18 protein-coding genes and 4 pseudogenes are annotated in these 19305 nt (G+C 61.6%); 11 read left to right on the forward strand and 11 right to left on the reverse strand.

Translation table 11 applies throughout. The annotated features are described in order from the left end of the window. Positions 1-385 precede the first annotated feature (385 nt). Positions 386-1378, reverse strand: a complete 993-nt coding sequence (locus ACXJ1Z_RS01035; RefSeq protein WP_463778892.1) for a L,D-transpeptidase family protein — start codon at positions 1376-1378, stop codon at positions 386-388. A gap of 306 nt (positions 1379-1684) precedes the next feature. On the opposite strand from ACXJ1Z_RS01035, the gene ACXJ1Z_RS01040 reads away from it, so the two are divergent. Then, positions 1685-2311: a carbonic anhydrase gene (locus tag ACXJ1Z_RS01040; RefSeq protein ID WP_463778893.1), complete on the forward strand. Its 627-nt coding sequence runs from the start codon at positions 1685-1687 to the stop codon at positions 2309-2311. A 3-nt stretch (positions 2312-2314) separates the two neighbouring features. Here the strand turns inward: ACXJ1Z_RS01040 and ACXJ1Z_RS01045 are convergent, their stop codons facing one another. The 6 genes and pseudogenes from ACXJ1Z_RS01045 to ACXJ1Z_RS01070 all read right to left on the reverse strand — a co-directional run. Continuing rightward, positions 2315-2488, reverse strand: a complete 174-nt coding sequence (locus tag ACXJ1Z_RS01045) for a hypothetical protein (RefSeq protein WP_463781295.1) — start codon at positions 2486-2488, stop codon at positions 2315-2317. Positions 2489-2916: 428 nt separating this feature from the next. Next, positions 2917-3351 (reverse strand): annotated as a pseudogene (locus ACXJ1Z_RS01050) (endonuclease/exonuclease/phosphatase family protein); the annotation flags it as partial. 21 nt (positions 3352-3372) lie between these two features. Then, positions 3373-4050 carry a hypothetical protein gene (locus ACXJ1Z_RS01055; protein ID WP_463778895.1) on the reverse strand — a complete coding sequence of 226 codons (678 nt, stop codon included), beginning with the start codon at positions 4048-4050 and terminating at the stop codon, positions 3373-3375. A 50-nt stretch (positions 4051-4100) separates the two neighbouring features. Then, entirely contained in the window at positions 4101-4958 is an 858-nt protein-coding gene (locus ACXJ1Z_RS01060; protein ID WP_463778896.1) for a hypothetical protein, read from the reverse strand. 539 nt (positions 4959-5497) lie between these two features. Then, positions 5498-5722, reverse strand: coding sequence for a hypothetical protein (locus tag ACXJ1Z_RS01065; protein ID WP_463781296.1), 225 nt, complete (start codon positions 5720-5722; stop codon positions 5498-5500). 95 nt (positions 5723-5817) lie between these two features. Continuing rightward, a pseudogene (locus ACXJ1Z_RS01070) lies at positions 5818-6292 on the reverse strand (NAD(P)H-dependent flavin oxidoreductase); the annotation flags it as partial. A gap of 100 nt (positions 6293-6392) precedes the next feature. Between ACXJ1Z_RS01070 and ACXJ1Z_RS01075 the strand changes: the two are divergent. Continuing rightward, positions 6393-6629 (forward strand): hypothetical protein, encoded by a 237-nt coding sequence (locus tag ACXJ1Z_RS01075; RefSeq protein ID WP_463778898.1) that lies wholly within the window; start codon positions 6393-6395, stop codon positions 6627-6629. Positions 6630-6756: 127 nt separating this feature from the next. On the opposite strand, the gene ACXJ1Z_RS01080 is transcribed toward ACXJ1Z_RS01075, so the two are convergent. Next, a complete protein-coding gene (locus tag ACXJ1Z_RS01080) occupies positions 6757-7467 on the reverse strand; it encodes a Crp/Fnr family transcriptional regulator (protein WP_463778899.1) in 711 nt (236 codons plus the stop codon). A 161-nt stretch (positions 7468-7628) separates the two neighbouring features. Here ACXJ1Z_RS01080 and ACXJ1Z_RS01085 point away from each other — a divergent pair, with 161 nt between their 5' ends. Genes ACXJ1Z_RS01085 through ACXJ1Z_RS01100 form a run of 4 tightly spaced genes read left to right on the forward strand, consistent with a single transcriptional unit; the run spans position 7629 to position 11469 of the window. Continuing rightward, positions 7629-8720, forward strand: coding sequence for an alpha/beta hydrolase (locus ACXJ1Z_RS01085; RefSeq protein WP_463778901.1), 1092 nt, complete (start codon positions 7629-7631; stop codon positions 8718-8720). 58 nt (positions 8721-8778) lie between these two features. Continuing rightward, on the forward strand, positions 8779-9861 hold the full coding sequence (locus ACXJ1Z_RS01090; RefSeq protein ID WP_463778903.1) for a catalase family protein: 1083 nt from the start codon (positions 8779-8781) through the stop codon (positions 9859-9861). 22 nt (positions 9862-9883) lie between these two features. Then, positions 9884-10990, forward strand: coding sequence for an NAD(P)-dependent alcohol dehydrogenase (locus ACXJ1Z_RS01095; protein WP_463778904.1), 1107 nt, complete (start codon positions 9884-9886; stop codon positions 10988-10990). Beyond that, positions 10990-11469 (forward strand): hypothetical protein, encoded by a 480-nt coding sequence (locus ACXJ1Z_RS01100; protein WP_463778905.1) that lies wholly within the window; start codon positions 10990-10992, stop codon positions 11467-11469. The genes ACXJ1Z_RS01095 and ACXJ1Z_RS01100 overlap by 1 nt, the downstream gene beginning before the upstream one ends. A gap of 467 nt (positions 11470-11936) precedes the next feature. Here ACXJ1Z_RS01100 and ACXJ1Z_RS01105 read toward each other — a convergent pair. Further along, positions 11937-12753, reverse strand: a pseudogene (locus ACXJ1Z_RS01105) (integrase core domain-containing protein). Positions 12754-12818: 65 nt separating this feature from the next. Here ACXJ1Z_RS01105 and ACXJ1Z_RS01110 point away from each other — a divergent pair. Next, positions 12819-13192 (forward strand): annotated as a pseudogene (locus tag ACXJ1Z_RS01110) (transposase); the annotation flags it as partial. A 284-nt stretch (positions 13193-13476) separates the two neighbouring features. Here the strand turns inward: ACXJ1Z_RS01110 and ACXJ1Z_RS01115 are convergent. Both ACXJ1Z_RS01115 and ACXJ1Z_RS01120 read right to left on the reverse strand, forming a co-directional pair. Continuing rightward, positions 13477-14310 (reverse strand): helix-turn-helix transcriptional regulator, encoded by an 834-nt coding sequence (locus tag ACXJ1Z_RS01115; protein WP_463778907.1) that lies wholly within the window; start codon positions 14308-14310, stop codon positions 13477-13479. Positions 14311-14506: 196 nt separating this feature from the next. Then, positions 14507-15604, reverse strand: a complete 1098-nt coding sequence (locus tag ACXJ1Z_RS01120) for a hypothetical protein (RefSeq protein ID WP_463778908.1) — start codon at positions 15602-15604, stop codon at positions 14507-14509. 216 nt (positions 15605-15820) lie between these two features. Between ACXJ1Z_RS01120 and ACXJ1Z_RS01125 the strand changes: the two genes are divergently transcribed. The 4 genes from ACXJ1Z_RS01125 (at position 15821) to ACXJ1Z_RS01140 (ending at position 19301) form a co-directional block, all read left to right on the forward strand. Beyond that, on the forward strand, positions 15821-16540 hold the full coding sequence (locus tag ACXJ1Z_RS01125) for an SDR family NAD(P)-dependent oxidoreductase (protein WP_463778910.1): 720 nt from the start codon (positions 15821-15823) through the stop codon (positions 16538-16540). Beyond that, positions 16537-17319 (forward strand): SDR family NAD(P)-dependent oxidoreductase, encoded by a 783-nt coding sequence (locus tag ACXJ1Z_RS01130; RefSeq protein ID WP_463778911.1) that lies wholly within the window; start codon positions 16537-16539, stop codon positions 17317-17319. Before ACXJ1Z_RS01125 ends, ACXJ1Z_RS01130 begins: the two co-directional genes overlap by 4 nt. 246 nt (positions 17320-17565) lie before the next feature. Next, positions 17566-18555 carry an NAD(P)H-dependent flavin oxidoreductase gene (locus tag ACXJ1Z_RS01135; RefSeq protein WP_463778913.1) on the forward strand — a complete coding sequence of 330 codons (990 nt, stop codon included), beginning with the start codon at positions 17566-17568 and terminating at the stop codon, positions 18553-18555. Continuing rightward, positions 18552-19301, forward strand: a complete 750-nt coding sequence (locus tag ACXJ1Z_RS01140; protein WP_463778915.1) for an enoyl-CoA hydratase/isomerase family protein — start codon at positions 18552-18554, stop codon at positions 19299-19301. Before ACXJ1Z_RS01135 ends, ACXJ1Z_RS01140 begins: the two co-directional genes overlap by 4 nt. Positions 19302-19305: the final 4 nt, after the last annotated feature.

Here is a 19305-nt window from a genome sequence, read left to right on the forward strand (position 1 = left end):
TCTCTGGAACGGCGGCGAAGTCCCCGGTCTCCGCCCTTCGTTGCGACGCGGTCAGCAAGATGAATGAGAGTCCGCTATCGGGAGCCCTAATGAGGCTTCGGAACGTCTTATATGAGGGCGGGTCTAGACTCATTCTTTGAAGCTCAATTAGCCTGCGGTGAGGATCGGCGGGCAAACAGTATTGAGACACTGTCCATCCTCCTCCAGCTCGAGCTACACTGCAGCATAGCGCATCGTGGCGAGTGGCGCGCGTAGCAGCCGCGTCATCGTGATTGGAACAAAACGGTCAAATTACTCAACGCGTAAAAAAGTCGTGCCCAGCAAGCTAAGAAATGCAAAAATGCTTATCTTGGACGCCTACAATACAGCGCCACGGTCCTGATCGTCAGGGCCGCGGCATGACCGCATCGACTATCGTCAGCCTTTCCAGCGGTTCGGCCCCGACCTGAGAAGCCGTCACCAGGATTGTTGCGCCGGGGCGCAGTTGCGCGCGCACTAGCTGGTAGAACGCGCTGGGCATTCGGACGCGGTTGAGCACGGCTTCGTCCACTTGCCGCCCCTCCTCCTCGGCATGACCCGGCATCCCGACATAGACCCACTGCGGTTTGCCGTTGCGGGTCACCAGATTGATGACGTGGGACCCTGGATCGTCGTCGTTGATCTGCGCCACGCTGCGCCCGATTTCGATGCCATTGCGGAGGACCACGATGCGCTGGTCGCTCTTGGAGACGATGATGCTCAACGGCCCTTGAGCGGCCAGTTCAGGCGTCCAGCGATATTCTTCCTTCTGGAGCGGACGGTGAGTGACCGGCTTTCCCTTCGCATCGAACGCCGCGAGCAGACTGTTGTCGCTGGTGCGTATATGAGCAGCGGCATCGCCGTCGATGATAACCGTGATGCCCAGGTTGGTTATCCCGAACAGTTCTTGCGCAAAGACATAGGGCAGATGAACGCAACCGTGGCTCTCGGGATAACCGGGCAGGCCGCCGGCATGCAGCGCCACCCCGTCCCACGTCAGGCGCTGCTGGAACGGCATGGGCGCGCTGTTGTAGAGGCTGGAGCGGTGGGCAGCGTCCTTCTGCAGGATCGTGAACACACCGGTGGGCGTAACGTGGCCCTCCTTTCCGGACGACACCGTTGTGGCGGCGATGCGCACGCCGTTGCGATAGACGATTGCGATCTGCTTCGACAGGTCGACATAGACCAGGATCGGCCCGGCAGGCGCGACAGCCGGCGCCCAGACCCACTCGCCCGGCTTGAGCCGATCAATCTTGCGCGCGAACTCAGGGGGTGAACTCGCCTTGGCGCCTTGGGCTTGAACGATGCCCGAAGCCAGGAAGGAAAGGGCCGCAGCCAGACCGATTGCTTTGTGCACCATGTCCCTCACTTGTTCGTCAAAGCGTAACGGAGGCATAATTGCTTGAGGTACGTATGTAACCCCGTAGCGTAGCTGCCGTCCCCAGAAGATCCGACGCGTGTTGCCTTGCCGGGGCCCGTTCAAATGCTAATGTGGATGACGATCACGGTAAGACCCTAGGGGTTTGCAATGTCAGACAGCCAAGCTTCGACACGCGTTGATTACGCCAACTCCGTCCATTCGCGACGCGGCGTTCTGGGAGGGCTGACTACCATCGGTGCGTTTGGCGTTCTCGGAAATACGACGGCGATCGCAGCGCCATCAACCGTGGCTTCAGGTGACGCGAAAGCCATCACCCCTGATCAGGCGCTTCAGGAGATCATGGCCGGAAACGCCCGGTTCGTGGCGGGGGCACCTGTCGCGCATACCCGCGATCTTGCGATTATACGCGCCAAGGCGGCCGAGGGGCAATGGCCGATTGCCGGCGTGTTGTCGTGCGCGGACTCTCGGGTGCCGGTCGAAATGGTCTTCGATGAGCCGATCGGACGGCTTTTCGTAACCCGCGTGGCAGGCAACATCACGACGCCGGAGATCATCGCCAGCCTGGAGTATGCGGTGGCCGTGTTGGGCATCAAGGCGATCGTGGTCATGGGCCATTCCAGTTGCGGAGCGGTCAAGGCGGCGATGGATAACCCGGACGTTCCGGGCCAGATCAGCGCCTTGTTCCCGGCGATCCTGCCTGCGATCTACATGAGCAAGAGCCGCGATCCGCTGGCCGTGACACGGCAGAACGCGGTGGTGCAGGCGGCGACCCTCATCAACTCCTCGACCGTGATCGAGGCTGGCTTGAACGCCGGAACGCTCAAGGTGGTGCCCGCCCTGTACGATGTCGCGACGAGCAGGGTCGAGATCCTGCCGATCCCGCCGTCATTCCGGCAGACCGAGTCAAAGTAGGCGCTATTGGGCTGGGATTGCAGCTGGTCGCCAGCTCAGCTTGTAGATGACCCTGAAGCCATCGTGATCGGACAGCTTCGGGCTGCTTGGCGCTCCGTCGAACATGGCCTCCACGCGCATCGGAACGATACTGACCGTGCGGCCCGAGACGAAGAGTTGCAGGTCCTGCGTGTCCATCCAGGGTGCATCCCCGTCCCATGATATGCGCACGTCGCATCTCTCGCCCGACAGGCAATAACGATGCACCTGTTCGAACGGCATCTTTGCTGAAAACGTCTCATAGCGATCGTGAGAGCGTCGCATATTGAAGTCACCCCCAGCACCAGTGGGGCGTCAGGCGAATGATTTTGCTCGAGGAACATCGCCAGTTCCTGCGTCTGAAATCGATGTGCGGCGAGGTGGCGTTCCCGCTTTACCCTGGATGCCTTTTGCGAATTCATGTGGGTGTTGGCGATTTCCACCGGCACGGGTACTCCGGGCATGGCGATGCGGATCAACATGACGCCTTTGTTGGAAAGACAATCGAAGCCGGCGCAGGTCTTTCGCGAATAGGCGTCCATGGCCGATACGGTGATCGGATAACGACTGGCGACTACCAAGCCCGAGCCAGTGAAACGAATGCCAAGCTCCCCTTTGGTTGGCCTGACTCGACCCGGCTTCTTGCCTCCCGCGCTAGCGAGACTGGCCTGCGTACGCGATGGGCCACCAATGAGGACAGGATAACCACTGTCCTTCAGTGCACGGATCGCCGATCCGGAGAACGCCTCCTGAAACAACACGACATCTGGCGCATGCCCGCTGGCGCGCAGCTGTTTGAGGGCAAGCCCGATCCGGGCCAGATCGCCGGAACGCCCGCTTCGCGCCGGCCACTGCAATCCCTCAATGTTGTAGGTGAGGACGTCGAGAGTCGTGCTGGCTTCACGTGGGCCCGGTACGATGCCGGGCGCTTCCGCAACCATTGGGGCGGGCGTGTAGATGGCGGGAAAGCTCGCACAACCTGTCGCGCTTAGGCAGCTGACTATGCCCAGTAGCGCGCGCATCAGGCGATTGTCCTTCAAAACTTAGAAGCCGTTGTGGGTCACGGCCATGACGTCGATAAAGCGGTTGCGCGCATCGAAGCGGCAACGGAACCGCTTCACCCCATTTCGCCCCTGATCGGCGCTTCCATCAATCGCGCTGCCGCCGCGATCCGCAACAACCCGTCCGGTGGTGATGGAGTTGGGCCGCACGCCATACTGTTGCGACGCCTCGCCGCGACAAAATGCCGTCATGTTGCTCGCAGAGATTGGTGCGCCGCTCCCGCCCGGAACCGGCATTCCGCCACCTGGGCTCGGCCGGCTGCTAACGGCGACGGTCAGACCGTATGCCGCCCGTTCTCCGCGCCGCGCGGCATTGCGCATCAGGTAGACCCGGATCCGGTAATCGCCGGAAGTCCGCAGCCTCGTTTCAAATCGGTTTCCGGCTATAGAACCATTGAAGAGCGCCGTGTCCGAGCGCGGGGCCAGCACATTGAAATAAGCCGACTTGTTTGTCGTCTGCAGTGTCACGGACATGGCCTGGCCCGTCTGCGCACCAAGGGTGTAGTCGACGGTTTCATAGCCGCGCAAAGTCCCCCGCACCGTGCTGGAGCTGGTGCCGCGGGCGAACTGCAACCGCTCGCTTCTGATCGGCGCCTGCGCCACGACCGGCACCGCCGCCAGAACCGCCAGGGCGACGATCGATGCAGATTTCCAAACCATGTGCCTACTCTCTAGCGGCGCGAACCCAGATCCAAGGTTCGCCTGAAATCTTAGAAGCGACGGTGATCCTCGCCGTCGATGAGATCGCACACCCCCCTGAACGCATAAGGCTCTGTTCCCCGAATGCTGATCTGCCCGCTGCGCCGATTGATGGTGATGAGCGGCTTGTTAAGGCCGTTGAGGCGGTACTTGGCCCGGATAATGTCAGAGCCCGTCTCGACGTCGTACAGATCCCACCAGCCATCGTTGCCTCGGCTGTTGATCGGCGGCACCAGCTTCTTTGGCAGGCGAATGTGACCACCGCCCGGCCAGAACTGCAGGGTGAGCGAGGCATCGAACTGCTGCCCGGTCATCTCGGTGCGGTTGCCATAGTCGTAGCGCCGGGTCCGGCTGTTCCAGGAATAGCCGTAGGTCGTCGCCAATCCCGGGCGCTGCCCATCGCCGAAGCAGACCAGACCCAGATCAAGATCCCGACCAGCGACTTGGTAACGATCCCCACCACGGTCCCGGTCTTCGACGGAGCTTGGGGACTGCCGCTGATTGGATGCCGCGTTGCCATACGTGAAGCCGCTGCCTGAGCGATTGCCGCCACGACTGTACGAACTGCGCCGATCTGCCTGCTGTCCACAGTCGGGCACGAGCGTGGATGTAATAGAGTCGTAGCGCCCGTTCATCGTGGCGATCGACACACACTGCCGGCTCGAGGCGTTCCACCAATAAGCGTAGTTGCGATCATCGCCCCTCTCAGTCTTGACAAGGGTGTAGCCGCGTGACCGCATCTGGGTCTCGGCGCCCGCAGCGCGAGACCCTACGAGATCGTTTAGGCCAGAAGGCGTCTGCGTCTGCGCCTGCGTTGAGCCTGACATCCCTAACACGATTACCGATCCAGTAACGATGATCGCCCTCATGTGACCGCCTCCCCTTTTGTTGCGCTTTAAACATCCAAGATCAAGAATGGCTCCGACGCTGAAACATGGCTTTGGCTGCTTCGGGTATCGATGAGCCGATCTCGTTCTCGAGCAGGTCGCCGAGCATTGTCACATGCAACGGCCCCTTCGGCGCCACCCAGCCACACTCGGTGAGGTGATCTCGGATCGCAATGATCAACCCGGTGGCTGACGCACCAGCAAATTGTAGGTGCCGAACACCGGGCCAGATGCCTGTTGCTCTTTAAAGCTGACGTCACCGGCGCCTCTCTGCAGCCGCGCCCCGTGCGACGATGAAGATGAACGACGGTCCGCTTTCGGGCACGTCATCTTAGACCCACAATGGCTGGAATGAGAGCGTCAGGCGCCCTGCCCCGCGCCTTCTCTCCAGCCACGCATGACCGCAACTCTAGCTTGGTTTCCTAACTCCGGACATGCCGTTCGCGCCCCACTTGCTGAAATCCCAGCCTGCATGTGACTCTTCCACCTGTGGCGTTCTGTCAGTCCGTGAGCTTCAGTCCTTAAGAGGTGTTGCGCCGACTGAAACCAAATACCGGCCAATCTTCTTCGCCCAGTTCAAGAGTGACTTCGGTGCTGAAGAATGGGTTACCGTACGAAACTTGATCCGCCGCGATCGTGACGGCGCTGGCGATCGCCGTCTTCCACGCCTGCATGTTGTCGGCCGACTGCTGCTCCGCTGTATGGGAGAAGTGCTCGCTGACGATTCTGATGGTATAGCTTGGCATGGCTGATCTCTAAGCTGACGATGTCCACGGCTGCGACAACGTGAGTTGCGCAACCTCCGGGTTTGTCTTCGATCGCCGAGCTGCGACTCCGTCGCTGCCTCCCAACCTTGGGCAACCACGGCATCGATCCCCGCCTCCTTCGCTTGCGCTTCGGCGAGGTTGGTCGCCGTCGCAAGCAGGACGCCACCCGCCGATTTAAGCGGTGATGGCATCCACGCGCGGCAAGCCGAAATGGAAGCTGACTACCGGGGGGCGAGATCAATTCGCATGGCGAGCATGTCTTCATCCTCAACCAGGCTATTATATATCGATCATAAGGCAGCGGGAGAAGCAGCACCGAAGCTTTTGAAGACCGGTCCAAGCGCGTCCAGCCAAGCAGCTTCACGAGCAGCATCGCTTGGAGCCAGCGCGTGAACGAACGAGTTGACGTTGAAGGGTCGATCAGAGCGAGCGCGCGCGTCTTCTATCATCGCGAGCGCCACACGCGTCTGTCGCGCCTACCCCGATAAGGCCCAACGCACCGGCGTTCGAGACGGCCGCAGCCAGCTCAGGCGTGGATACGCCCGCCATAGGAGCCTGCACGATTGGTAGCGTGATCTTTAGTGCTCAGCGGCGTCCCTGAGAAGCAGTCCGCTCAGGGGCAATGGCGCGCAACGGATAATGGCCGCAAGTGTCATTACCGAATAATTTTTACGCTGCAGGCAAACTCATCCTTTTGCGCGCGCTTCAGAGCGTCAAGATCCTGCATCAGAAGGTCCGAAACAGAATGGCTACCGGCGACGACAACCGTAACGACTTGCCGCGCTTCAAACCCGAGGCGATTGCGGTGAACCTCCGCATGGTCAAGGTGCTCAACAGCTTGGGTCCTACCGACGGCGTAACGGCCGCGCAGGGGGCGCCCGCCTAGACGATGGCCAATAAACGGTGGATCATCTCCATTTTGGGTATGACCAAACTCGCGCATTGGGATAAGAATTTGGGCGCGGCCGGTCTTAGATTCACTGCGGTTGAAGTCAGCGAGCTCGTTAATGCTGTTACCCCAGTATTAGGCGTTGGTATTCAGCTTCGGCAAAGCCGTACGTATCACCTGCTAAACGCAGAAGGCGTTCCCGGTCACGCACGATCACCCGGCCGCGAAGTGATCGGATCGCCTCGTCCTCTTCGAGTTTGTGAAGTGCATCCGTGACGCTGCTGCGCCGAACGCCGAGCATGAGCCTAAACTCCTCGTGGGTCATGCAGATGTCGTCCTCACAAACTCGATCGTGATAGAGCAGGATCCAACGCGCCATCCGCCGTTCGATCGAGTGCGCGAGCGACGAGACGATCGTCCTGGCCATCTGGGCCATCAACACGCCGACGAAGCGCAGCAACACAGTTCGGATTGCTGGATGCTCAGCCATTGTTCGATCCAGTGCTGCAGCCGAGAGCCTCATCGCCATGCCGTGCTCGGCTCGCATCACCACGTCATGAGGCCACCGGTCGTTCCCGAGTAGCAGCGGCCAACCGATAAACCCCTCATTCCCAACCAGCGCGACGGCGTAACGGCGATCGCCCTCTAGTGAATCGAGCACCGCTGCGATCCCAGTCAGCGGAAAGCAGATGCTGTCCGCCGGATCTCCGGCCCGCGCGATCATGTCGCCATTGCGAAACGGCACCAACTCAAGATGTGGTGCAAGTGCAGCGCGGTGAGCCCTGTCTAAGACGCGCAACAGAGCGTTGTCACCCATGCGGCTCGCCTGCAGCAAGCCCGCATCCTCCGCATTCAGACTTTGATCTCTCATGCGTCTGCCTACAATCTCGACCCTTGCTTCGCAAGTTAGGTCTACTTTCGTACAGAAACACCGGGTCCTGTTCGGTGTTGATATTTGAACGCCAACAGGAGGGACCATTGCGCAAAACGATTTCAATGCTGATCGCCGCATCCGCCGTGATCGCCATCTTTCCCGCAGTCGCTCAGTCGCCGAGCTCGATCACGACGCCCCCTCCCCCTCCGTCACCCGCAACAGCTGTCCAGCCCGCCAAGGCCGCAACCGACATGCAGGCGGTTCTCGACGCGCTCGCGTCGCTCGGGGGCAAGCCGATCGAGACGCTGACTCCTGCGGAGGCGCGTGTGCAGCCGTCGGCAGCCGATGGCGCCAAGGCGGTCATGCAGAAGAAGGGTATGTCGACCGCCCCCGATCCGGCGGTAACGACCCTGGACACACCCTATGGTAGCGATCCCAAGCAGTTCGCGCGAATCTACAAGCCGGCGAATGCAGCCGCTGACGGCAAGCCGATGCCGGTCATCGTCTATTATCATGGCGGCGGCTGGGTCATCGCCGACGTTAATACCTACGACGCTGCTCCGCGCGCGATGGCAAAGGCGCTGAATGCCATCGTCGTATCCGTTGAATATCGCCACGCGCCCGAGTTCAAGTTCCCGGCTCAGCACGACGACGCGGCTGCGGCCTATCGCTGGACGCTACAGAACGCGGCAAGCTGGGGCGGTGACCCGGCCCGGATCGCCACGGTCGGCGAGAGCGCGGGCGGCAACCTCGCGGTCGCGACCGCAATCTACGCACGCGACAACGGCCTCACCGCGCCACGCCACATCGTCTCGGTCTACCCGATCGCCAACAGCAGCATGACGCTGCCGTCCCGGAAAGACTCGGCCAACGCCAAGCCGCTCAACGGCGCGATGCTGCCGTGGTTCGGCTACTATTATCAGACCAGCAAGGCCGATGCGCAGGATCCGCGCCTGAACCTGGTTGCGGCGAACCTGCGCGCGCTGCCGCCAACGACGATCATCAACGCGCAGATCGATCCGCTACGCTCGGATGGCGAGACGCTGGCAGCGGCGATGCGCGCGGCGGGCGACAAGGTAGAGCAGAAGACCTTTCCCGGCGTGACGCACGAGTTTTTCGGCATGGCCAAGGTGGTGGGCGGCGCAAAGCAGGCCAACGATCTCGCGGTTGCGCGGCTGAAGGCAGCGTTCGCGGCGACTGCACCTCGCCGGTGAACGTTTTGGCGGCGACGTGGAGCCGCCGCCACTCCCCTGTTCGATAGGATTTGCGATAATGACCGACACCCCTGTTCGCTACTCCCCCGACGTTGAGGACGTGAAGCCCGAAGAGGCCGAGACGATCGCGAAGCTCAACGAGACGTTCGACACGATCCTCGAAAAGACCGCAGCAGATTACGACCACGCCGTCCGCTCGGTCCATGCCAAGGCGCACGGGTTTCTCGAAGGCACGCTGACCATCCGCGACGGCCTGCCGACCGAGCTGGCTCAGGGGATGTTCGCAACGCCGGGAGACCACAAAGTCGTCATGCGCTTCTCGACCAACGCCGGCGACATCCTGCCCGACACGATCAGCCTGCCGCGCGGTCTCGCGGTGAAGATCATGGATGTCGAGGGCCAACGGCTGCCCGGCGCCGACGGACGCACGCAGGACTTCGTCATGGTCAACGGTCCGGTATTTCAGAACAAGACCGCCGACCAGTTCCTGAGCAACCTCAAGCTCCTCGCCGGCACCACCGACAAGCTCGAGGGCACGAAGGAGGCGATGTCGAAGGTGCTGCGCGGCGTGAACACTGTGCTTAGCGCTGTCGGCATCGAGAGTCCCAAGATCCAGACGCTAGGCGGCGCTCCCAGCACCGACCCGATCGGCGAGACCTACTTCAGCGTCACGCCGTTCCGCTACGGCGACTACATAGCCAAGTTTGCGGTCTTTCCCGTGTCCAAGGACCTCACCGATCAGACCGATACGACGATCGATGCCAGCGACCGCCCTGACGCTCTCCGCGATGTGATTCGGTCCGAGACCCAGGTGCTCGACATGGAGTGGGAGCTGCGGGTCCAGCTCTGTCGCGACCTGGAGAAACAGCCGATCGAAGACCCCACCACCGAGTGGAAGCAGGACGATGCGCCCTTCGAGACCGTCGCGACAATCCGCGCCGCGAAGCAGGACAGTCTCAGCGCGGACAAGTTTCAGCAGATCAACGAAGAGATGCGGTTCTCGATATGGACCGGGCTCGCCGCGCACCAGCCGCTCGGCAACATCAACCGAGCACGGAACGGGACCTATCGTCACTCCGCCGACTTCCGCGCGCGTGTGAACGGCTGCCCCTACCATGAACCCTCGGGCGCCCAGGCCTGAACCGCTTTACAAAGGATCTAGCATGACCAAGGCTCTCGGTTACGCCGCCAAGCATTCCTTCAGCCGCTTGAAGCCGCTTGAGTTCGAGCGGCCGGCGCCCAAGGCCAACGAAGTTCAGATCGACGTGCTCTACTGCGGCGTCTGCCACTCGGACATCCATCAGGTTGAGAACGACTGGGGCAACACCGTCTACCCGTGCATGCCGGGGCATGAGGTCGTCGGCCGAGTCAGCGAGGCTGGCGCGTCGGTGACAAGGCACAAGGTCGGCGACCTGGTTGGCGTCGGCTGCATGATCGACAGCTGCAGGAGCTGCGAGCCTTGCCGCGAGGGCGACGAACATCACTGCGAAGGTCACAACAGCTGGCTCGCCACCTACAACGGTCCGATGAAGCCTGCCGCGCAGACCGACGACGGGGTCAACACCTACGCCGAAGACAACACCTATGGCGGATATTCCAACGTGATCGTCGTGCCCGAGGATTTCGTCCTTCGGGTACCCGAGAGCATTCCGGTTGAGGCAGCCGCACCGATCATGTGCGCTGGTGTCACCACCTTTTCGCCGATGCGTCATTGGGGCGTAAAGTCAGGCGACAAGGTCGGCATCGTCGGCCTCGGCGGCCTTGGCCACATGGCGGTGAAGCTCGCAAAGGCGCTCGACGCCGAGGTAACGGTGTTCACCACCGACAAGGACAAGATCGAGGCGGCAAAGGCGCTCGGCGCGACCCGGGTCGTCGTCGAGGGCGATAAGCAGGCCTACAAGGACCTGGAGCTCAGCTTCGACTTCATCCTCTCGACCGTGCCCGAAAAGCACGAGGTCGACCCGTTCATCACGCTCCTGAAGCGAAACGCGACGTTCTGCGCGGTGGGCGCTCTCAACGAGCAACCCAAGTACAACAACCAGGAACTGATCATGCACCGCCGCACGCTGGCGGGATCGCTGATCGGCTCGATCAAAGAGACGCAGGACGTCCTCGACTTCTGCGCCGAGCACAACATTGCGCCCGACGTTCAGGTCATCGATATTCAGGACGTCAACGACGCCTACAAGAAAGTGAAGAACGAGGACGTCCGCTTCCGCTACGTCATCGACATGGCGAGCCTCAAGCGTGAGATGGACGAGGCGGCCTGATGCGCGCGCCTCCGTTCCCACCGGCCGAAATGCCGAGCGGCCTGCGTGCGCTCAACGACGAGATGACGGGCTACATTGCCGAGCATCTGAAGGGGTTCGTATCGAAGCGGGAGGACGGCGCGCTCGTCGGGCCGTTCGCCCCCATGCTGCGCTTCCCCACGTTCGGGCGCGCCGCCTGGACCTACACCAAGGCGCTGATCGACAATTCTAAGCTGCCGAAGCCTGCGCACGAAGCGGCGATCTTGGTGACCGGCGCCGCGTTCAACTCGCGCTACGAACTGTATGCGCACGAGCGGGTCGGCTATAACCTCTGGGGAAAGCTGTTGACCGGTGCCTGGATATTGGAAGGGGCCTTCTCCGCAATCATCCTCGGATGGGCAGCGACACGCTTTCGCGCGCGGGGCGTGAAACCCGTTATCCGATCGATTCCGAGATCGCCTTCGCCGCCTCGAGCGCCGTTCCCAATCGGGAAGGATTAGCGTGCGCTCAAAGCAGGTGCCCGCTAGATGAATGGGCGGCAGCTTTCGGGCTCCGTATGGAGCGGGCTAGATGACGAGGTTGGACGTGGCAAGCGGCCATTCGGCAAGGGCCTCGGCATGATCACCTTGCGCCTAAGTTGGTCATTCAAGGCCTCATTTGGCAACTCTGTAAGCCAATCGTCCCGTAATTCATGCAGACCGGCCTGCACTCCGGTACTCTTTTTGTCATAACTAGATTTGCTGTTAAATGACGTTGTCCAATTCTGCCACCCGCTAGATTCGTCACCTCCCATTTGACCAAATTCCCGAGACAGGATTATACCACGTCGTAATACCTAGACCTCTCACTCCTAATACCATGTCTACACCGCATATGGGTAATGTATCCGCACGGGCCAATAAGCCGGTAGTCGAACAGGTGGCTGATCGGGATGCGTTCTGTGACCTGCCCCCCGGCAGTCACTCGATCATAACGAGAGTCCAGCGGTTAAGTACGATGGCCCGGACGCCTGCACAAGCGCGTCGGGGATGATGGTCTCGTCCTGCACGAAGGCTCGACGCGCTTGTGCAGGCGTCCGGTTTTCTAAAGATGAGTGGGGCCGGACATTGTTGTAGTCGTATCGCCAGATCGCCAGCTTCCGGCGGGCATCGGCCAGGCTGTCGAACAGCTCCTCATTGAGCAGTTCATCGCGCAGCGAGCCGTTGAAGGACCCGATGAACCCGTTCTGCTGTGGCTTGCCCGGATCGATGTAATGCCACTCAACCCGGTTCTTGCCAGCCCATTCCAGGATCGCCCGACTGGTAAAGTCGGTGCCATTGTCGCTGACAATGCAAGCCGGTTTCCCATGGAGGCGCACCAGTGTGTCGAGTTCCCGCGCCACTCGGGCGCCCGAGATGCTGGTGTCGCCCACCAGGCAAAGGTTTTCCCGGCAGCAATCATCATTGATGGCTAAAATCCTGAACTTGCGCGAGGCGCCGAACGTGTCCGAGACAAGGTCCATCGACCACCGCGCGCCCGGAACCAGCGGCATGGGCATCGGCGTGCGGCTGCCACGCGCCCGTTTGCTGTCGGCCAGCAGCCGCTTGAGCTTGCCGTTCTCGTCCTCAAGCTGGCGGAGCCGGCGGGCATCGGACACTTCCATTCCGCCGTACTTGCCCTTCAGCTTGTAAAACGTCGCCGTGCTCAGCCCATGCTTTCCGGCAAATCTCGACCGTCGGCAGCCCGGACTCCTGCTCCTTGATCATCCCGATGATCTGCGCCTTGGTAAAACGGCTCTTCCTCATGCGTCTGCTCCTTCTCCTGGACAGACTCTACATCAGAATGAGGGACCTTTCGGGGGGCAGGTCAAGCGCTGTCGCGCTTCGGCAAGCCGGAAATCTTCAACACGTCTCAGGGCAGCCAGTTCACCGGCTTTGCCTTCACCAGGTGTGCTGCGAGATGCCGAGGTACGGATCAGCATGGACGGACGTGGGCGCTGGATGGACAATGTCTTCATCGAGCGCCTGTGGCGCTCCCTCAAATATGAATGCGTTTATCTGCACGCCTTCGAGACCGAGTCGGAGCTGCGCGCTGGCCTTGGCCGGTGGATCACCTATTACAACACGCAGCGACCATATTCAGGACTAGCAGGGCGAACCCCGGCAGAGGCCTATGGGCGGATCGACGCTTCAGATCATGGCGGGCATGCCCCCCCATGATCTGGTGACCAAAATGGCGGCATAATCACACCCGGGATTAGCTTAACTTAGCCGCCAAACTGTCCAAAAAGGCGGGACCACCTCACTCGTAGATAACGAAAACACCTTTTTGTGGTGCATTCGCTGCGATTGACGAGGTGAGAGACCTGCCACTGCCGGTAGGACACGGCTGCCCAAACGCGGATATCGCGATCGCATCGATCGCGTAATAAGGTGCGCGAACATAGGCTGGCTCCCGACCGGCTATCACACACGCTTGTTGAAGCCGTAGAACCCGTTTTTGACGATCCCCTGTAGTTGCCAGCGGCGCTAGGACGTAAGCTGGCGATATCTTCCCGGCGTCATGCCCGTCGCCCGCTTAAAGGCAACGATGAAGTTGGAAACCGAGGTGAACCCTAATGCTTGCGAGGCCATCGTCACGCTCATTTCGCCGGAAAGAAGCCCCTTGGCATGTTCGGATCGATTATTGGCGACATATGCGCCGATCGGACACCCTCGGCTTGTGGAAAAGCCGCGTGTCAGCTGTCGCACCGAAATACGGCAAAGGCTTCCCAGCTCCGCAAGCGATGGGGCTCGATCGATTCTTCGTAATCTCTCGTCGATAGCCCTGAGTTGCCATGGTGCAAGGCCACCTTGGCGCGAGCGCTCCTGGATGGCGCAGCCAAAGCGGACGAGTTCGATGGCGGCTTGCTTGATCAGCAAGTCGATCATCTGCGCGCGCCCTACATTCGGCTGCCTGATCTCCTCGTTTACTTGTGACAGGATTGATCGCAGTCGGATGCTGCGCAAGTCTAGGCTTGCCATGAGCATCTCGTCGTTGAGGTCTGGGACGGTCTCCAGCAATGGCAGGATCACATCCGCTTCGATCATGCAAAGGAGCGAGGCGTGAGAGGACCGCTCATCGCTGCGCATCATCATCTGGGTGTCCAGCGGAACCAGGAACACGTCGCCGACCTGTTCGAAGCGATGGTTTCTCCAATGAGCCCCAAAGCAGGCACGGGCGCTTCGGGGCTGAGGCGACAAGCTCATCTCAAGACGGAACTGATGGCGATGGTGCACGACCTCGCAGTCCGGCTCCCAACCTCGCCGATGGATCAGCTGGATCCTGGCACCATCCGTGGTTAAGTCGGCTTCGACCTGCATCCTTGCTCCGCTCCCGTCAGGACTTGTTCCTGATCCTTCGCTCTCGATCGACCAAACGGCGGTCATCTGGCGCATTGAGCAAAAGCATAGCACGCAAGCGAAGTCGGTCTACCCCGAGCGGGACAATCGTCATGTCGGAGTAGCGATGGTGGTGGCAGCGGCGTCGCGCCGGACGGTCAACGCGACGCTTCCGCGATCAGCGGTCTTCGATGGGGCCCGACGGCAGGATCGGAGGAAGTTGCTCCGTCGTTACGATCCCGGGCTTCGCCTTGATCACATAGGGTATCGCGTTCACAGGAAGGTTCGCATTGTACGCCGGTATGTATTGCCCCAATTCAGCGTAGGCCACTGGGAAGGTCAGATCCGCGTCGAAGGGCGCGTCCCCATTGACCTTCACTCTCCAGCCTGGCTTGCGCATGTCCCAGGTCGGAGCGTCGACTTTCAACGTCACGTAGGCGTACTGGTCGAGCATGACGACTTCCCGGCCTTCCGAGAGGACCGACATGATGAAGCGCTGCCCGCCGACGCTGCCCTTCTTGATCAGCCCGGCGATGATCTGAACATCCTCGGTCGCGGCAGCGACTTCCCCGCGAACCGATGTTCCATCCGGTTTGAAGCCGGCAGCCTTGGCCAGCTGGATCAAGGGGCCCGCATAGTCCTCGATAAGGTGCGCCGACCAGGCATCTGCGGAGAATTCCGCCATTGGCTTGCCGAAGCCCATCTGGTCGAAGATCATGTGGGGAGACGGACGGCGGGATAGATCGCCGAACTCGATGATTTCCACGCTGTCGATCGTGCGCTGTGCCGCGAGGAAGGCGTAGGCGATCTGTTCGAGCACATAGCCGGGATCGGTGCCGGCGGCGTAAAGCGATGCGCCGGTGCTCTCGCAAGCCTGTCGTATCCGCTCGAGGCCAGTGCCCAGGCGCGGGTGACCGAATGCATGAAAGTCCGTGACGGTCGTGGTGATGTTGGTGCCTGCTGACAGCAAGCCAACGACGTCATCGACGACATCCTCGATGCTCGATCCGATCCGACTGGTCCCAGCGCTCGAAGCTCTTGCCGTGTAGACGCAGCAGTCAGCCTTCAGGTCGTAGATCGCCTGCTTGTCCATGGTGAACAGCACCCCGTTAGGCGCTTCGCCGGTGAAGTCCCCTGCATCCCGGCCGACTTTCTCGGGATTGTAGGTCAGCACGCCAACAAGATCGAGGTTCGGATGCCGGATGATTTCGCGGATCGCCCGCTTGCCGACGTCACCTGTTGCCCACACGACCACTCGGTATGGCTTTGCACTCATGATCTCGTCCTATCCCACATCTATCGAGGCGTGATCCTGCGGTGTGTCGGCGGTGACGAACAACATTCTATCCAGGCCTTTTCGTTCAAATCGCGCCGCCTTCGCCGCATGACCAACGAAAGGGGTGTCGGTTACACGGCGGCGCAACTTATACGGATCAGCGCTCGAATGAGGTCTCATCCGAAGCGAGCAGGCAGGCAGATGGATGCGTCGATCATGGACTTTGCGGGTAAGGTGGCGCTGGTGACCGGAGGCGGTGTCGATCTGGGGCGATCCTGCGCCATGATGCTCGGGCGGCGCGGGGCCAGCGTGATCGTCGCTGATGGCGACCTTGCCGCGGCGCAGGACACGAAGGCCGGGATCATCGCTGACGGCGGTAGCGCGATCGCCTTGCAGGTGGATGTCAGGGATGCCGGCCAAGTGCGAAAAATGATCGACCGGGCGCTAAGCGCTTTCGGCGGCTTTCATATCGCCATTAATGCCGCAAACTACGCAATGGGCAAAGCCGCACTTGCCGACATCGACGACGACGCATGGAATGCGGCCAAGGCGGTCAACGTCAACGGCGTGTTTTTTTGCCTCAAGCACGAGATCCGCGCCATGCTCGCGCAAGGAGACGGGGGAGCGATCGTCAATGTCGGTTATGGAACCGAGCATAGCTCTGGTGCCGGGCTTGCCTGGTACGTCGGCGCCAAGCAGGCGGTCTACGGCATGACCCGATGCGCGTCGCGCGACTATGCCGATCAGGGCCTGCGGATCAACGCCGTGGGCCCGGGAATGAAGTGGTTGCCCGGCTTTGCAGGGAGCACTGGAATGAACGCGGAGGCTCCTGAGGAACTGGATCGGATCGCTGCGGCGGCAATCTGGCTGTGCTCTTCCGATGCGTCCTACGTCCATGGGCATACGCTGGTCGCCGATGGCGGAATGCAGCCATGAACGGGGGAACGCATGTGATCGACCGACAGTTGGCAGGCAAGGTCGCGCTCGTGACCGGCGCAGGCCGCGGGCTTGGACAGGCTTGCGCCCGAACGTTCGCACGAGAGGGAGCGCGGGTCGCGGTCGTGGACCTCAACGTCGATGATGGCGAAGCGACCGTCGCTGCTATCGAGCAAGTGGGTGGAGAGGCCATCTTCATTCGGGCCAACGTCGGCAGTGCAGAAGACATCCGGGGCATGGTCGAGACGACGCTCGCCACATGGGGCGGGCTCGATTGCGCCATCAACAACGCCGTGTGCGGGATCGGCCGGATACCGCTTGCAAACATTAGCGATGAAGACTGGATGCGAGCCGAAGACGTCAACCTGACCGGCTTCTTCCTTTGCATGAAGTACCAGATCCGCGCGATGCTGGACCGCGGAGCCGGTGCCATCGTCAACATCGGCTCAGGCAACGAGCACGGAGCGCAGCCGGGCCTGTCGTGGTACCTTGGGGCCAAGCACGCGATCTATGGCATGACCCGTTGCGCCGCGCTCGACTATGGCGCGCGTGGGATCCGCATCAATGCGGTAGGGCCTGGTCCGATGTGGACCCCGGCGCTTCGCGACACCGCCAAGACGATCCCGGGCCATGTGGAGCGCCTTTCGGCGATGACGCCGATGGGGCGGCTTGCCGACCCCCAGGAGGTCGCGGAAGTCGCGGTGTGGCTCTGCACCTCGCGTGCGTCATATGTTCATGGCCACACGCTCGTCGCGGATGGAGGCTCGGTGCTTGCTTGAAGGTCGTAGAGCCACCGATCTTTGCCCTGGCTCGGCCGCTGCAAAGAGGGTGAACACTTGGATCACTTCGCAACAGGGGTGGCGCGGAACTGTCACTGGCCCATAATGCTCGCCATCCCGGTGCGACGTCACAGCTCGGCAACCGGGAAGATCGGGAGAATGAGACCTTGCAATACGTCGAATTCAGGTCGGGTTTGGGGGCTGCATTCGTAACATCGGACCATGCCGGATTGATGGAGATGCACGATGACCCTTCCCATTGACTTGCGCGACCGCCTGACGCTACCGGCGTTTTGCGCACCGATGTTTCTCGTCAGCGGCGTCGAACTGGCGATCGCCTGTTGCAAGGCTGGGATCATCGGCTCGCTCACCCGCAATCATTGTCGCGACATCGCCGAGATGGAGCAGCAGCTCGTCACCGTGGCGCAGGCGCTGGCGCGTTACGCCGGGGAGAGCCCGGACGCGAAGATCGGCCCGCTGGCGATGAACATCTCGCCCACGTTCAGCCAAGAAGAGTTTCGCGCGCATCTTGAGATATGCCGCCGTCACGGGGTGCGCATCATCGTCACCTCGGTCGGCGATCCGACGAAGAATGCGCCGCTGGTGCAGGAGTATGGATTGCTCCACTTTCACGATGCGACAACGATCCGGTTCGCCGAGAAGGCTGCTGCAGCGGGCGTGGATGGCATCGTGTGCATCGGTACCGGCGGCGGCGGGCATGCCGGCACGATCAGCCATCTCGCCTTCATTCCGCACGTCCGCGCGATGTTCGACGGCATCGTCGTGATGGCGGGCGCGGTCTCGACCGGAGCGGTGATCCGCGCCGCCGAGGTTCTGGGTGCGGACTTGGCCTATGTCGGCACGCGGATGATCGCCACGCGCGAATCCGCGGCGCCAGATGCCTACAAGACCATGCTCGTGCAGGGCGGAGTGACCGACGTCATCTACACGAGGGGTGTGAATGGATTGCCGGCCAGTTGGCTTACGGCATCGCTGCGATCGATCGGCCTCGATCCCGACAACCTGCTGATACCTGAAGGTCGCAGCACGGAGCACCTGCCGGATGGCAAGGCACCCTGGCGCGACATCTGGAGCGGCGGCCAGGGCATCACCCTGATCGACGATGTGCCCACAGTTGCGGACCTGGTGAACCGGCTGCAGCGAGAATATAGAGCCGCCTGTCATGTGCCCGACATGGCCGAGGCGGCGCGCGACCCACAAGGCCAGCGCGCATGACGGTCCCTCGTATCATCCGACACGACGAAGGCGGCCTCTGCAGCCTGATACTCAACCGACCGGACAAGTTGAACGCGCTCGACTCCCAAGCTTTTGAGGAACTGGACGCGCATCTCGCGGATCTGGAGCAGCAGACCGAGACGACCGGATGCGTGCTGCTGCGGGGGCAAGGTCGCGGCTTTTGTGCTGGTGCCGATCTCGGAGCGATGGGGGTGAGGAGCGACGGGTCGGCGATCGATCCCCGGTATAAGCCGCGAGTGATTGAGCGCTTGTCGAATCTGCCCCAACCGGTGATCGCTGCCGTCCATGGCGTGTGCCTGACGGGCGGCCTGGAACTGGTGCTGGCCTGCGACTTCATCGTCGCCGACACTTCCGCCCGCTTTGCCGACACTCATGGCAAGTGGGGCCTCGTGGCCGCGTGGGGGCTCATGCAGCGCCTGCCCCGGCGGATCGGTGCGGCGTCTGCGCGCCGGATGATGATGACCGGGCGGCACGTCGCGGCCAACGAGGCGCATGCACTGGGTCTTGTCGACATCCTGGCGCGCGAAGGAGAGCTGGAGGCGACGGCCGTCGGTCTGGCGCGTGAAATCATGGACAGTTCCTGGCACACCAATTTCGCAGTGAAGCGGACCTTGCGCGAGACCGAGGGGATGAGCCTTTCGTCCGCGCTCGCACACGACGGTTTTCGTTATCCCGGAGACGCTCTCGATCACAACGAGCGCGTTGCTCGTTTCGCGAAGAAGTAGAGGG

It is taken from the genome of Novosphingobium sp. TK46, from assembly GCF_055361525.1.

Bases quoted from the DNA above. Each gene is read 5' to 3' on its own strand.
- ACXJ1Z_RS01035 (WP_463778892.1), bottom strand. From the start codon at position 1,378: ATGGTGCACAAAGCAATCGGTCTGGCTGCGGCCCTTTCCTTCCTGGCT.
- ACXJ1Z_RS01045 (WP_463781295.1), bottom strand. From the start codon at position 2,488: ATGGACACGCAGGACCTGCAACTCTTCGTCTCGGGCCGCACGGTCAGT.
- ACXJ1Z_RS01055 (WP_463778895.1), bottom strand. From the start codon at position 4,050: ATGGTTTGGAAATCTGCATCGATCGTCGCCCTGGCGGTTCTGGCGGCG.
- ACXJ1Z_RS01060 (WP_463778896.1), bottom strand. From the start codon at position 4,958: ATGAGGGCGATCATCGTTACTGGATCGGTAATCGTGTTAGGGATGTCA.
- ACXJ1Z_RS01065 (WP_463781296.1), bottom strand. From the start codon at position 5,722: ATGCCAAGCTATACCATCAGAATCGTCAGCGAGCACTTCTCCCATACA.
- ACXJ1Z_RS01085 (WP_463778901.1), top strand. From the start codon at position 7,629: ATGCTGATCGCCGCATCCGCCGTGATCGCCATCTTTCCCGCAGTCGCT.
- ACXJ1Z_RS01090 (WP_463778903.1), top strand. From the start codon at position 8,779: ATGACCGACACCCCTGTTCGCTACTCCCCCGACGTTGAGGACGTGAAG.
- ACXJ1Z_RS01095 (WP_463778904.1), top strand. From the start codon at position 9,884: ATGACCAAGGCTCTCGGTTACGCCGCCAAGCATTCCTTCAGCCGCTTG.
- ACXJ1Z_RS01100 (WP_463778905.1), top strand. From the start codon at position 10,990: ATGCGCGCGCCTCCGTTCCCACCGGCCGAAATGCCGAGCGGCCTGCGT.
- ACXJ1Z_RS01115 (WP_463778907.1), bottom strand. From the start codon at position 14,310: ATGCAGGTCGAAGCCGACTTAACCACGGATGGTGCCAGGATCCAGCTG.
- ACXJ1Z_RS01120 (WP_463778908.1), bottom strand. From the start codon at position 15,604: ATGAGTGCAAAGCCATACCGAGTGGTCGTGTGGGCAACAGGTGACGTC.
- ACXJ1Z_RS01125 (WP_463778910.1), top strand. From the start codon at position 15,821: ATGGACTTTGCGGGTAAGGTGGCGCTGGTGACCGGAGGCGGTGTCGAT.
- ACXJ1Z_RS01130 (WP_463778911.1), top strand. From the start codon at position 16,537: ATGAACGGGGGAACGCATGTGATCGACCGACAGTTGGCAGGCAAGGTC.
- ACXJ1Z_RS01135 (WP_463778913.1), top strand. From the start codon at position 17,566: ATGACCCTTCCCATTGACTTGCGCGACCGCCTGACGCTACCGGCGTTT.
- ACXJ1Z_RS01140 (WP_463778915.1), top strand. From the start codon at position 18,552: ATGACGGTCCCTCGTATCATCCGACACGACGAAGGCGGCCTCTGCAGC.